Origin of the sequence: Variovorax fucosicus, assembly GCF_030316825.1 — a bacterium.
Taxonomy (GTDB): Bacteria; Pseudomonadota; Gammaproteobacteria; order Burkholderiales; family Burkholderiaceae_C; genus Variovorax; species Variovorax fucosicus.
The window spans coordinates 691250-704071 of record NZ_JASZYU010000001.1; the positions used below are offsets into that span (position 1 = coordinate 691250).

The window sequence follows — 12822 nt, forward strand, 5'->3', positions numbered from 1 at the left end:
GCACGCACTTACACTTGATCGCATGAGCATTTACGTCATAGACGACCATCCCCTGATGCGCGACGCCATCGTCATGGTGCTGCGGCGCCTGCGTCCCGCCGAAAACATCATCGAACTCGAGCGCCTCGACAAGCTGGCCGCTGCGGTCAAGCAGCACGGCAAGCCCGACCTCTTCTGTCTCGACCTGAAGCTGCCCGACATCACCGGCGTGTCAGGCGTCGTGTCGGTCAAACAGATCTATCCGGACGTGCCGATCGCGGTGTATTCGGCCTCGCCTGCCTCCGACATGGAAGAAGCCTGCATCGAAGCCGGTGCCGACATCTACATCGAAAAATCGGCCGGTTCGAGCGAGTTGGCCGCCGCACTGCGCGGACTGTTGATGGCAGACGCCGAAGGCGAAGAGCCGGTCGCCGCCAACAACAGCAAGCTGTCGAAGCGCCAGACCCAACTGATCGCGATGCTTGACAAGGGCATGAGCAACCGGGACATCGCCACCGAACTCGAGATCAGCGAGCACACGGTCAAGGTGCATCTGTGGCGCCTGTTCCGCCGTCTTGGCGTCAAGAGCCGCACCCAGGCGCTGCACCACGCACGCAGCCACGGCCTGCTCTCCTCGGGCGCCATGTAGCAAAAAGGGCCGCGCGAGCGGCCCTTTCTTGTTTGCCGCGCTGCGGCTTTTTTTCAGCCCACCGAGCCTGAAATCCGGGTCTGGGCCTGCGTCTCGTCGGCATCGTGCAGCGCCACGCGAAACACGCTGCCGCGCCCGAGCCGCGAGCGCACGCTGACCGGGTGGCCGAGCGCATGCGACAGGCGCGCCACGATCGCCAACCCGAGGCCGAAGCCGTCCGAGGTGCCGGCATGGTCTGCGACCTTGTAGAACTCCAGGAACACGTCGCGAAGGTGTTCGCGCGCGATGCCGATGCCGGTGTCCCAGACCTCGACCCGCAGCCCGTCCGGCGTTTCGCGCGCCGCCAGCAAGACGCCGCCCTCGGTCGTGTACTTGATCGCATTGGCCAGCAGGTTGCCGATCATGCGGCGCACGCGGATCGGGTCGGTCAGCACCGAGCCGGGCGTGGAATGCACCCGGAAACGCAGCCCCTTCGATTCGGCCACCGGCCGGTATTGCAGTTCGAGGTCGTGCAGCAACTGCGGCACGTCGACCCGCTCGATGTGCAGCCGCACCTGGCCCGAATCGATGCGCGCCAGGTCGAACAGCGAGTCGAACAGCGCATTGACCGCATGGGTCGCGCGCACGATCTTCGGTGCGATCTCCTCCACCAGGTCGGGCTCGTTGCGCAGCCAGTCGGCATAGAGCGAGAGCGCCAGCACCGGCTGGCGCATGTCGTGCGCGGCACTGGCCAGAAAGCGGTTCTTCATGGCCACCGCGGACACCGCCGCCTGGCGCTGCTGGGTGAGGGAGTTGATCAGGATGTGGTTGTGAAACAGCAGCTCGAAGCTGTTGCGCGCGGTCTCGTGGATGCGGCGCCCGGCGCGCAGCAACAGCCCCCAGTGCATCAACGGCAGCAGCAGGAAGCCATAGCTGAAATGCAGCTCGACAAAGCGCAGCTGCACCATGCGCAGCAGCAGCGCCGCCATCATCGTGATGAACAGCGTGTTGACATAGCGGCGCAGCAGCGGCGGATGCAGGGCCAGGCCGTTGAGGGGGAAAGTGGCCACGCCCGCCACCATGAGCCAGCAGACGAACTGGCTGACCACCGGCACCCGCTCGAAGAAGATCAGGATCGACAGACCCCACGAGAACGCGCTGGCACTCCAGAGGTAGCGGTAGCGGTAGACGAAGCTCTCCTGCGCGGCGGCGTCCTTTTCGGAATAGCGCGTGTGGTACAGGCGCTCGCCCCAGATGCGGGCAGCGGTCGCGCTGACGCCGATCGCCAGCCACGCCATCAGTTGCCAGACCGGCACGCGATCCCAGCACAGGGAGACCAGCACCGGCATCAACGCCGCGCCGAACAGATGCGAGCCGCGCGCAGATCGCATCAGGCTGCGGATCAATTCGCCGCGCACCCATGGCTCGGCCTCGTCCGCGGTGGCTGGCGCCGGCGTGAGGCTGGCAAAGGAAGAGTTGCCCAGCCCGGCGAAGGTAGACCCCCCCCTCATGGCGTGACGCCCTTCATGGCGACATGGCGCGCGCTCACCGGGGGTTTGGGGTGGTTGATTACGCGCACAAGGTTCGAACCCGGTTGTTGCCTGTTGCGCAACGAAGTGATGAAGAAACGAAAAAACTGCTATTGCTTGAACACATCGTACCGCAAAGAATTTGCGTCACGGGCTCGCAGCCAACGCTTTCTGGATCTCCCGTTCGATGTGCGCATAGTCGCCCTCCCCGACGTGCCTGAACACGATGCGACCCTCACGATCGACCAGGTAGAGGCTCGGCCAGTAGCGCACGCCCCAGGCGGTCCAGGTCTGGTAGCGGTTGTCCTGCGCGACCGGGTAGCCGATACCGTGGCGCCGGATAGCCGCCTGCACGTTGCCGGCGTCGCGCTCGAAGGCGAACTCCGGCGTGTGAACGCCCACCACCGCCAGCCCCTGGTCGCGGTACCGGTCGTGCCAGCGCTGCAGGTGCGGCAGCGTGTTGACGCAGTTGACGCAGGCGTAGGTCCAGAAGTCCACCAGCACGACCTTGCCGCGCAGGCCGGCCATGCTGAGCGGCGGCGTGTTGAACCACTGGTCGATGCCGGTGAAAGCGGGCGCCTGCGCCGTAGCCTCGGGCGTCGACGGCGCGGCGACGGCCGAAGGCATCGGCAGCGTGCGCGACAGCCATGCCGCCACTTGCGTATCGACCTGCCAGAACATCGCGGCGGCCGTCGCCATCACGAGCACGCCGAACACGCGGCGGATCTGTGCCGAGTGACGCGCCAGCCCGCGCACGCGCTGGGTGACGGCCTGGCCGCCGTAGGCGATGGCCAGCATCGGCAGCCCGGCGCCTGCGGCGTAGACGAGCAGCAGGCCGGCCGCATGCGCCGGTTGCTGCTCGCTTGCCACCAGCGCCAGCATCGACGCGAGCACCGGGCCGGCGCAGGGCGTCCACAACAGGCCCAGGCTCATGCCGAGCAGCAGCGCTCCACCGTGGCTGGCGCCGGCGCGGTCGCCAAGCCGCTGGCCCACCTGGGCCAGCCGCCCGAGCGGCTGCATGGCGCGCTCGAGCAGCGCAGGCCAGGACAGCAGCAGCCCGAACACCATCAGCACCACGATGCTGGCATTGCGCAGAACCTCGGGTGACAGGCCGAGCACGCGTGTGGAGGCGCCGAACAACAGCGCGGCCGATGCGAACGAAAGAACGAAACCGAGCACGATGAACAGCGGCCGCAGCCGCATCGTGCGCAGTTGGCCCTCGCCGGACGCGGGCGCGAGCGTAGCGCCGAGCAGCAGTGGCAGCAGCGGCAGGATGCAGGGACTGGTGACGGTCGCGATACCGGCGCCGAGGGCAAGCAGGAGTTGCAGCATGGGCAAGGTCTCCTGCTCAATGGCGGACTGTCGTGTCCGGTGCGTCCGGTGCGTCGGCCGACGCGCGCAGCCAGCGCTGCGTCTTGCCGAACAGCGGCAGCCCGACGTAGGCATGCAGCAGCAACTCTCCCGCCCCGTTGCCGTCCGTGCTCACGCGCATGTTGCAGCGATAGGTCTTGCCGTTCTCGCGGTTGTAGATCTGCCCGGTCCATTCGGTCGGGGACGCGCCGGCGTCGCCCGCGGCGACCGGCACGAAGTCCTGCAGGATCTTCATGCCCAGCGCCGGCCGCGTATCGACCGCTTGCATCGGCTGCGCGCCCGGGCTCATCGAACGGTTGCCGAGCACCCGCGTCGCAATGCCGCACAGCGCGGCGCCGCAGGGCGCGATCTCGACTTCCAGATTGCCGCTCTCGGTGATCCAGCGGCCGCGCGGGTCTGCGGCCGCCTGGGCCTGCGCACCGCAGGCGGCGAGCCAGAGGCAAGTCCCCAGCACGGAGGCGACAGCGCGGCGGTGGCGGGTTGGCGTTGACAGGGGCAATGACATGGTGTGCTCCACGGCGAGTGAATGAAGCGCCCATTGCAACGCGGCCACTCGATCCGGATGTGTCGAACACGCTCGCCTGTGGCCGCGCTTTGTGTCGGCCGCCGGGACGGACAAAGAGCGATACAAAACAGCGCCGCGGCGCACCGCCCGAAGTGCCCGGATTGCGACTATGGTCACCCTATGGAGACCCCCGACCACGTCCTTATCGTCGACGACGACCGCCAGATCCTCGGGCTGCTGCGCCAGTACCTGGAGGAAGGAGGCTTTCGCGTGAGCACGGCGGGCAACGCCACCCAGATGCGCGCGGCGCTGGCCAACGGGCCGGTCGATCTGATCGTGCTCGACCTCATGCTTCCCGGCGAGGACGGCCTGTCGCTGTGCCGCGACCTGCGCGCGCGCGGCGAGACGCCGATTCCGATCCTCATGCTCACGGCTCGCAGCGAAGAGGCCGACCGCATCCTCGGTCTCGAGATGGGTGCCGACGATTACCTGGCCAAGCCCTTCGCCACGCGCGAGCTGCTGGCGCGCATCCGTGCGGTGCTGCGCCGCACGCGCATGCTGCCGCCGAATCTACGGCCGGCACAACCCGCGCGCGAACTGCTGTTCGGCGACTGGCGGCTTGACACCACTGCGCGGCACCTTGTCGACGGCCAGGGCACGCTGGTGCCGCTCACGGGGGCGGAATACCGCCTGTTGCTGGTGCTGCTCGAACGGCCGCAGTGCGTGCTGCACCGCGACCAGTTGCTCAGCCTCACGCAAGGACGCGATGCGGATGCCTTCGACCGCTCTATCGATCTGCTGGTGAGCCGCCTGCGCCGGCGTTTGCGCGACGACTCGCGCGAGCCGCGCTACATCAAGACCGTGCGGGCCGAGGGCTATGTGTTCTGTGCCGAGGTGCACGCGGCGGGCCGCGCGTGAACCTGCTGCCGCGCTCGCTGTTCGGCCGCGTCGCGCTGGTGGTGTTCGCCGGCCTCGCACTGGCGCACGCACTGACCTTCCTGGCGCTGCTGCGCGAGCGCAGCGAGTTGTCGCAATCGATGATGCTGGCCTACCTGGGCCGCGACGTGTCGAGCGCGGTGGCGATCCTCGACCGCGTGCCGCCGGCCGAGCGCGCGGCCTGGTTGCCGCGGCTGGCACGCCAGAACTACAGCTACGCGCTGGATGCGGCGCCGCCGGCAGCGCCGGCCGCCGAGCCGTCCGCGCAGGGCCTGGCGCGCATCGTCGCAGCCGAGCTCGGCGCGGCGCGTGTCGGCGCGATCGTGCGCGGTACCGGGTCGGATCTGTTGCTGCCGCTGCAGCTCGAAGATGGCACGCCGCTGATCCTGCGGCTGAGGCCGCCCGCGGCGATGATCTCGACCGAAGCGGTGGTGCTGCTGCTGGTGCAATTGCTGTTCCTCGCCGTGGCGACCTGGTGGGGCGTACGGCTTGCGGTACGGCCGCTGCAGCGTCTTGCAGATGCGGCCGATGCACTCAAGCCCGGCGGCAATGGCGCCGCGCTGGCGGAAGCGGGCCCCCGCGAAGTCGCGCAGGCGGCGCGCGCATTCAACGCCATGCAGCAGCGCATCGACGCGCACCTGGCCGAACGGCAGCGGCTGCTCGCCGCCATCTCGCACGATCTGCAGACACCCATCACGCGCATGAAGTTGCGGGTCGAGCAGGTGCTGGATGCAGATCAGCGCGGCAAGCTGTTGTCCGACCTCGATGGAATGCAACTGCTCGTGGAGGAAGGGCTGGCCTATGCGCGCACGTCGCAGGCCGTGCGCGAGCCGCTTCGCGCGGTCGATCTCAACGCCTTGCTCGACGGCCTGGTGTGCGATGCGCTGGACGCCGGCCACCAGGCCGAGTTGGTGGGCCGGCACGAGGCGCCCCTGACCACGCGGGTACAGGCACTGCGGCGCGCGCTGACCAATCTGCTCGACAACGCACTGAAGTTCGGCGGGGCCGCGCAGGTGGTGGTCGAAGCCACCGCGCACGAGGTGCATATCTCGGTGTGCGACCGCGGCCCCGGCATTCCGGAAGCCGAGCTGGCGCCTGTGCTGCAGCCGTTCTACCGCGTCGAGTCTTCCAGGAACCGCGAGACCGGCGGCACGGGTTTGGGCCTTGCGATCGCGCAGGAACTCGCACTGGCGCTGAACGGCAGGCTCAGCCTGACCAACCGGACGGGCGGCGGGCTGGAGGCGCGCCTGAGCTTGCCTTTGGATTGCGCCTAGCGCGCATCCTTGCGTTCCAGCAGCACGCTGCCGCCGGTGGCGTTGAACGAGATGGTGGGCGCGCTGAAGTCGCTCAGCGGCGCGCCCAGGCCGATTTCTCCGCTGCCGCGCAGCGCGCACTCGCCGCGCCGCAGCGCGATTTCGCCACCGGCGCCCGCGGTACCATGCAAGCGCACCCAGGTGCCAAAGGTGCTGATGTCCACCAGCACACAACCGCCCTGCCGGGCCTCGATGCGTGCATGCAGCCGCGACACCCGCGGGTCGTTGACCACAAAGTCGGCTTCGTTGACACGCCCCACGTGAATCGGCAGTTCATCCGCACGAAACATCGAGCGCACATCGAGCCATGACCGCTCGATCTGGCCGAAGTTCGAGTCCGGGGGGCGGCTCTGTTGCGCCAGCAAGGCCAGCGATGCCGGCACGGTCGGAGCCGCCGCGACCTCCGCATGCCAGTCGATGCGGTGCACGACCGGTGGCTCGCTTCTGCCGCGGACGTTGATCGGGCCCAGGCTGCGATGCCGCACCCCGGTTTCGCCGAGTTGGTCGATCACCGATTGGGTCGCCCAGATCTGCCCCGGACCTGCCAGCCCGCTCAGTCGCGATGCCAGCGTGACCGCGTCGCCATCGACTTCGAGCGCCTTGCTGCTCGCCACGCCGATCTGGAGATCCATGCGCAGCGGCGCCGGCCACACTGTGAGGCGCTTCTGATGGTTGCGCTGCAATTCGAGCACCGCGCCAACAGCGGATGCGCCATCGGGAAACATCGCGAACACACCCTCGCCTCGCGTCTTGACGACGCGCCCGCGATGCGACTCGCAAACGCCGCCGATCCACTGGACGAGGCGGCTCACCGTCTCGGTTGCGCGCGCATTGCCCACGGCCTCGAACACGCGGGACATCCCGGTCAGATCCGCAAACACAACGGTGGGTTGGAGAGGTGTTTTCAAGGCAATTTGTAGCGGTCGCGTGGATTATGGCAAAGCCGATCCGCGCGCCATCCTCGCGCAAACGTCGCTCGCGCGCCCCTACATGCCGCTTCTGTAGATCTGGCCGCCCGTCGCGGCTGCCGCCGCATCACCTGCCCGTCCCCAGGGCGGCGAGCGTTCGAACTCGGCAATCCAGGGCAGCAGCGCCTCGGCAGGCATCGGCTTCGCGATGCCGTAGCCCTGGCCGAGCGTGCATCCCAACGCCAGCAGCGCCCGGCCGTGCTCGACGGTCTCCACCCCTTCGGCGATGGTGGTGCGCCCGAGCGATTGGGCGAGCATCAGCACGGCAGCCACGATGGCCCGATCCTCGTCGTTGTCGAGGATGCCGCGCACGAACGATTGATCCAGCTTGAGCGCATGAACCGGCAGCTGGCGCATGTAGGCAAGCGATGCGTACCCGGTGCCGAAGTCGTCCATCGTGACGGGCACGCCGAGCAGTTGGCAGCCGGCGACCAAGTCGGCGATCTTGGCCAGCTCGTTGATCGCCGTGCTCTCCAGGATTTCGAGTTCCAGCGAGCCTGCGTGCAACAAGGGCCACTGCGACAGATGGAACGCAAGCCGCTCGAGAAAGTCCAGGCGGGCCATGTGGCGGGGGCCGATATTGACGCTGATGGAGATGTCCCTGCCGGCCTCGGCCCAATCGTTGGCCTGGTGCAGCGCAGCACCGATGGCCCAGTCGCCCAGGTGCTCCACCAGTTCGTGGTCCTCGATCAACGGGACGAACTCCCACGGCTGAAGAACGCCCCGGTGCGGGTGCTGCCACCGAACCAGCGCCTCGACGCCCACGACCGTGCCGCTTCGCATGTCGACCTTGGGCTGGTAGAGCAGGAAGAACTCGCTGTGCAGCAGGCCGCCTTCAATACGCCGCCTTTCCCACAGCACCTGCTGATCGACGCGCGCGGCCTGCGCATCGAAGAAGCGCACACGCCCGCCGCCTTCGCGCTTGCCGAAAAACACCGCATGCCGTGCCTGGCGCAACATCAGCTCGAGCGGCTGCTCTGCACCGCCTGCCAGCGACACGCCGACAGTGGCCTCGAGCCGGATGGTTTGACCCTCGAAGGAACACGGCTGCGTGAGCTGCGCCACCAGATGGTCCAGCAGATCGCGGCAATGGCGCTCGTCCGCAGTGCCCATAACGATGGAGAATTCGTCGCCGCCGGTGCGAACGACGAATGCGTCCGCTGGCGCCGCCGCCCTGAGACGGCGGGCCGCCTCCTGGAGCATGGCGTCGCCACCGTCGTGGCCCAACTGCTCCCCGATCTCGCGAAACTCATCGAGATCGACACAGCACATCGCGACCAGCGGGAATCCGGCGCGCGCCCAGGTTTCGAGTGCACCGCGAAGCGTGTCGTCCGAAGGAATCTCGCCGGCAAGCCCGGTCAGCGGATCAAGGAGTAACGGATGGGGCATGCGCTGGACATCAGGGTGGGACGCTGTGCGCGTCGATGCTCGTGGACAAGGGCACTGCACGCACGGCCCGTACCGCTATTGTGGTCGCGAACCCGCCCCGGAACTGCGAAATTCGACATCTAGGCCCCGCGCCCTCGCACCCCGCCCGCAGCCAGATAGTGGCGCGCCTTGTCGGCGTACATCGCCTTGTCGGCGCGCAGAAGCGCCACATCGAGCAGCTCGCCCTCCTCGCAGGTGGCTTCTCCCATGGCCAGTGCGAGGGTGTGGCCGCTCTGCCCCGCATAGAACTGGTTGTTGAGTTCGATCATCGATTCCACGCGCGCACGAAATGCCTGAACGCCGCGCTCGTCGGTGGAAGGAAGAAGCACGGCGAACTCGTCGCCGCCGATCCGCGCTGCCGTGGCCGGCGCGTCGACCGCCTTGCCCAGCACTTCGCCGGCCCGCCTCAACAGGGCGTCCCCGGCAGCGTGGCCTTCGCCGTCGTTGATCTCCTTGAGGCCGTTCAGGTCGACGACCAGCACGGACACCGGCCACGGCCCTTTGCGCGACAGCCGGTTGAGCTCCTCCGTGTAGAAGGTGCGGTTGCGCAGCTGTGTCAGGACATCGTGCTTGCCCAGGTACTCGAGGTAGGCCTCGGCCTTCTTCCGCGCGGTGATGTCGACCAGCGAAACGAGCACGAGATCCCAGGTCTCCAGACGATCCTGCAGCACGTCGAACTGCATGTGGATGTTCACCGGATCCCCGTTGAGGGAGTAGTTCAGAACCTCCCGGTGCTGCAGGGTCTTGCCGTTCCAGAGATCCTGCAGCTGGTCCGTGAACGACTCATGCATCTCGTCGCGGAACACATGGGACAGGTTGCGCAGGAGCGTGGCCTTGTCCGGCGCATCGAACATCCGCAGGGTTTCGCGGTTGACGTCGACGACCCGGATCTCCTGCATGCAGCGCGTCACGAACTCGGGATGCACCTTGACGAAGGTGGCGAAGTCGCGGATGCCCTTCGAGCGGATGTCGTCGAGCAGCCTCCTGATGGCACTGAAGTCCTCCACCCACAGCGACACCGGCGAATGCTCGAACAGACCTTGCGCGTACGCCTCGCTCTCCGCGCGCTTGCGTTCGGCCTGCACCCGCGCCGTGATGTCGTCGAGCGACACGAGGACGCGATCCCACGACTGCTCGTGGCCCGGCAGGACACGGCCGCGAAGACGGATGTCGAGCCTGCGCCCGTCCAGGGCGTAGTTGAAGGACTGGTTGTCGAAAGTGTGATGGCCCGACCACAGCTGATCCAGCTCGTGGATCACGGGCGCGCCCATGTCATCCCGGAACACTTCGTCGAGCCTGGCCAGGAGTTCCGCCTGGCTCTGCGCGCAAAACAGCGCGAGGGTGGCCTGGTTCACGCGCAGAACCCGCAACTGCGCCATGCATTGGCGCACCCGCTCCGGCCGGCTGGACAGGTGCTCGACAAGATCCACCACACCCTCCGAGCGCCATGTATCGAACAGACGCTTCACGCCGCTGTAGTCCTCGAGCCAGAGCGAGACGGGCGCAAGATCGAACATCGCGTCGAGATCATCGATTGACTGCATGAGATCCTTTCTAAGACGGCAACAGATCGCCCACGCGCAATTGTCCCTCTTCGAAAGACGTGCCTCCACGTATCCTTCGGTGGCCGTGGCCAAGCCTCCTGCCAAGGCTGCCTGTATGCTGTTGGAAGTAAGGAATCGCAATGACCCTGAACAAACTTGAGCGTCCCCTTTCTCTCGAGCCCACGCCGGCAACAGCCAAGGAAAGCAGAAGCGATCGGCCGCTCTTTCTCTGGCCGAATCCGCCGCACCCCAGCTATCCGCCTGCCTCGGTGCAGAAGAGCTTGCAGCCTCTGGAGATCGTGGGGTTGAACGACAAGCGCGCGACCGGTCAGCTGATCCGTTTCGTCCCGGAAGAAGCGTCGCTGCACGTGCAGCTGTCCCTGGGCAGCAACGCCTTGCGGCTGCGCTTTGATCAGTTCCGCCTCCTGACGCTGACCACGCCGCTGGAGCCCCTGTTGCCGCCGGCGCCCGGGGAACTGCGGGCCCAGGAGTTCACCGTCCAGCTGAGCAACGGCGGAGAACTCAAGGGCGAGACCGTGGGGTACATCGAGGACACCTTCGGGCTCTTCCTGTTCGTGCCGGTCGATACGACCAGCGGGCGTGTCATGCGAAAGTTCGTACCGCGCGCGGTGTTCGACGCGTTCGAACTCGCCGGGGCCGGCTCTTCCGGGAAGCCCGAGGGAGTCAAGCCGCCTCAACCGCAGATCGGACGCGACGCAGTACGGGCAACTTCGCCGGAAGAACTGCTCGCAGCCATCGAGCGCCAGGCCCGGATGCCGATGATGCGCATCGGCGAGGTGCTGACCTCGCTCGGCATGGTCAATGAAGCGCAGCTGCGCGATGCGCTCGCGCAGCAAGGGGGAGATCGCAGCGTTCCGCTTGGGGAAGTTCTGGTGCGCATGGGTGTGGTGACACGCGCGGATCTGCACGCCGCGCTCGCCCGCAAGATGGGCCTTCCGGTCGTCGATCTGGCCGTCTTTCCGGTGGAGGCCGATGCGCTGCGAAAGATCAGCTACAGCGTTGCACAGCGGCTGGGGGTGATGCCGCTGATCATCCGCGATGGCCGGCTCATCGTGGCGATGGACGATCCGGCCAGCCGGCGCGCGGCGCTTGCCGAACTGGAATTCAACGCGCAGATGAAAGTGTTCGCGGTGCAGTCGCATGCCCGCGACCAGGATGCCGTGCTTCATGCGGCCTATGACAAGATCGGCGCGACGTCGGATCGGCGTCCCGCCGCGGACGATCCGATGCGGCCGATCGACTACCAGCCGGTCGACACCAGCGACCTGATCGAAACGCTCGAAAAGGAAGGCCGGCAGCCTGAAGATGAAGAGGCGCCGATCGAGCAGTCGGACAACTCGCTCGTTCGCATGATCAACCGGATGATCCTGGAAGCACACAAGGAGGGCGTGTCGGACATCCACATCGAGAGCTATCCAGGCCGAGAAAAGATCAGGATCCGGTTCCGCAAGGATGGCCGGCTGCGCACGTACCTGGATCTGCCGCCGAATTACCGCAACGCGATGATCGCGCGCATCAAGATCATGTGCGACCTCGACATCAGCGAAAAGCGCAGGCCGCAGGACGGCAAGATCAATTTCGCCAAGTTCTCGCCAGAGCACCGCATCGAGCTGCGCGTGGCCACGATCCCGACCAACAACGGGCTCGAGGATGTGGTGATGCGCATCCTGACCTCGGCCAAGCCGATTCCGCTCGACGCCCTTGGCCTCTCGCCGAACAATCTCGCCTGGCTCAAGCACGCGATCGAGCGCCCCTACGGCATGGTGCTTTGCGTGGGGCCCACGGGCTCCGGCAAGACCACCACCCTTCATTCGGCGCTGAGCCATATCAACGTGCCGGAGCGAAAAATCTGGACAGCCGAGGATCCGATCGAGATCACGCAAAGCGGGCTGCGCCAGGTGCAGGTCAATCCGCGCATCGACTGGACCTTCGCGAAGGCGCTGCGCGCCTTTCTGCGTGCCGATCCGGACGTCATCATGGTGGGCGAGATCCGGGACGAGGCCACCGCGGAGATGGCGGTCGAGGCCTCTCTCACTGGCCACCTTGTGCTGTCCACCCTGCACACCAACAGCGCGCCGGAGACGGTCACGCGGCTGCTGGACATGGGCATGGATCCGTTCAACTTTGCCGACTCGCTGCTTGCCGTGCTTGCGCAGCGCCTGGTGCGCCGCCTGTGCCCGAAGTGCCTGACGAGCCGTCCCGCCACCGCGGACGAAACACTCGAGCTGCTCTCCGACTACATGGGTGTCTACGGTTCCGACGAGAAGCCCGGTGCGCGCGAGTCGGTCACGGCCGACTGGGTGCAGCGACACGGGCGAAATGGCGCGCTGCAGGTCTACAGCTGCACCGGCTGCGCGCATTGCGAGCAGACCGGCTTCAAGGGTCGCGTCGGCTTGCATGAACTCATGGTCATCTCGAAGGATCTGCGTCGCCTGATCCAGACCGGCGCGCGGGCCGAGGCGTTGCAGGGGACGGCACTCGAACAGGGAATGCGCACCTTGCGCCAGGACGGCATCGACAAGGTGCTCGCCGGCCTGACGACGATCGAAGAAGTGCGCGCGACGAGCAACGCTTGAACGCAGCGCGCCCGCTGCCTGCGC

Annotated in this window: 10 protein-coding genes; 4 read left to right on the plus strand and 6 right to left on the minus strand. The window is 67.0% G+C overall.

Features of this window, described 5'->3' with window-relative positions:
- Positions 1-22 precede the first annotated feature (22 nt).
- Complete coding sequence (locus tag QTI05_RS03250) at positions 23-628, plus strand: response regulator transcription factor (protein ID WP_286542048.1); 606 nt, start codon at positions 23-25, stop codon at positions 626-628.
- 53 nt (positions 629-681) lie between these two features.
- On the opposite strand, the gene shkS is transcribed toward QTI05_RS03250, so the two are convergent.
- The 3 genes from shkS to QTI05_RS03265 all read right to left on the minus strand — a co-directional run bounded on the left by shkS (position 682) and on the right by QTI05_RS03265 (position 4012).
- Positions 682-2118, minus strand: a complete 1437-nt coding sequence (gene shkS / locus QTI05_RS03255; RefSeq protein ID WP_286622887.1) for a surface-behavior sensor histidine kinase ShkS — start codon at positions 2116-2118, stop codon at positions 682-684.
- A 165-nt stretch (positions 2119-2283) separates the two neighbouring features.
- Positions 2284-3468: a cytochrome c biogenesis protein DipZ gene (locus tag QTI05_RS03260; protein WP_286622888.1), complete on the minus strand. Its 1185-nt coding sequence runs from the start codon at positions 3466-3468 to the stop codon at positions 2284-2286.
- 16 nt (positions 3469-3484) lie between these two features.
- Positions 3485-4012, minus strand: coding sequence for a DUF2147 domain-containing protein (locus QTI05_RS03265; RefSeq protein ID WP_286622889.1), 528 nt, complete (start codon positions 4010-4012; stop codon positions 3485-3487).
- A 180-nt stretch (positions 4013-4192) separates the two neighbouring features.
- Here QTI05_RS03265 and QTI05_RS03270 point away from each other — a divergent pair, with 180 nt between their 5' ends.
- Both QTI05_RS03270 and QTI05_RS03275 read left to right on the plus strand, forming a co-directional pair.
- Positions 4193-4930 carry a response regulator gene (locus QTI05_RS03270; protein ID WP_286622891.1) on the plus strand — a complete coding sequence of 246 codons (738 nt, stop codon included), beginning with the start codon at positions 4193-4195 and terminating at the stop codon, positions 4928-4930.
- The gene (locus tag QTI05_RS03275; RefSeq protein ID WP_286622892.1) at positions 4927-6222 is read left to right on the plus strand and encodes an ATP-binding protein; all 1296 of its coding nucleotides are present in this window, start codon (positions 4927-4929) and stop codon (positions 6220-6222) included. The genes QTI05_RS03270 and QTI05_RS03275 overlap by 4 nt, the downstream gene beginning before the upstream one ends.
- On the opposite strand, the gene QTI05_RS03280 is transcribed toward QTI05_RS03275, so the two are convergent.
- The 3 genes from QTI05_RS03280 to QTI05_RS03290 form a co-directional block, all read right to left on the minus strand.
- On the minus strand, positions 6219-7169 hold the full coding sequence (locus QTI05_RS03280) for an FHA domain-containing protein (protein ID WP_353505939.1): 951 nt from the start codon (positions 7167-7169) through the stop codon (positions 6219-6221). The genes QTI05_RS03275 and QTI05_RS03280 overlap by 4 nt on opposite strands.
- A 78-nt stretch (positions 7170-7247) precedes the next feature.
- Complete coding sequence (locus QTI05_RS03285; RefSeq protein ID WP_286622893.1) at positions 7248-8618, minus strand: putative bifunctional diguanylate cyclase/phosphodiesterase; 1371 nt, start codon at positions 8616-8618, stop codon at positions 7248-7250.
- 119 nt (positions 8619-8737) lie between these two features.
- Positions 8738-10201: a sensor domain-containing diguanylate cyclase gene (locus tag QTI05_RS03290; RefSeq protein ID WP_286622895.1), complete on the minus strand. Its 1464-nt coding sequence runs from the start codon at positions 10199-10201 to the stop codon at positions 8738-8740.
- A 140-nt stretch (positions 10202-10341) separates the two neighbouring features.
- On the opposite strand from QTI05_RS03290, the gene QTI05_RS03295 reads away from it, so the two are divergent.
- Complete coding sequence (locus QTI05_RS03295) at positions 10342-12798, plus strand: GspE/PulE family protein (protein ID WP_286622897.1); 2457 nt, start codon at positions 10342-10344, stop codon at positions 12796-12798.
- The last annotated feature ends 24 nt before the right edge of the window (positions 12799-12822 follow it).

Bases quoted from the DNA above. Each gene is read 5' to 3' on its own strand.
- QTI05_RS03290 (WP_286622895.1), bottom strand. From the start codon at position 10,201: ATGCAGTCAATCGATGATCTCGACGCGATGTTCGATCTTGCGCCCGTC.
- QTI05_RS03270 (WP_286622891.1), top strand. From the start codon at position 4,193: ATGGAGACCCCCGACCACGTCCTTATCGTCGACGACGACCGCCAGATC.
- QTI05_RS03250 (WP_286542048.1), top strand. From the start codon at position 23: ATGAGCATTTACGTCATAGACGACCATCCCCTGATGCGCGACGCCATC.
- QTI05_RS03295 (WP_286622897.1), top strand. From the start codon at position 10,342: ATGACCCTGAACAAACTTGAGCGTCCCCTTTCTCTCGAGCCCACGCCG.
- QTI05_RS03285 (WP_286622893.1), bottom strand. From the start codon at position 8,618: ATGCCCCATCCGTTACTCCTTGATCCGCTGACCGGGCTTGCCGGCGAG.
- shkS (WP_286622887.1), bottom strand. From the start codon at position 2,118: ATGAGGGGGGGGTCTACCTTCGCCGGGCTGGGCAACTCTTCCTTTGCC.
- QTI05_RS03260 (WP_286622888.1), bottom strand. From the start codon at position 3,468: ATGCTGCAACTCCTGCTTGCCCTCGGCGCCGGTATCGCGACCGTCACC.
- QTI05_RS03265 (WP_286622889.1), bottom strand. From the start codon at position 4,012: ATGTCATTGCCCCTGTCAACGCCAACCCGCCACCGCCGCGCTGTCGCC.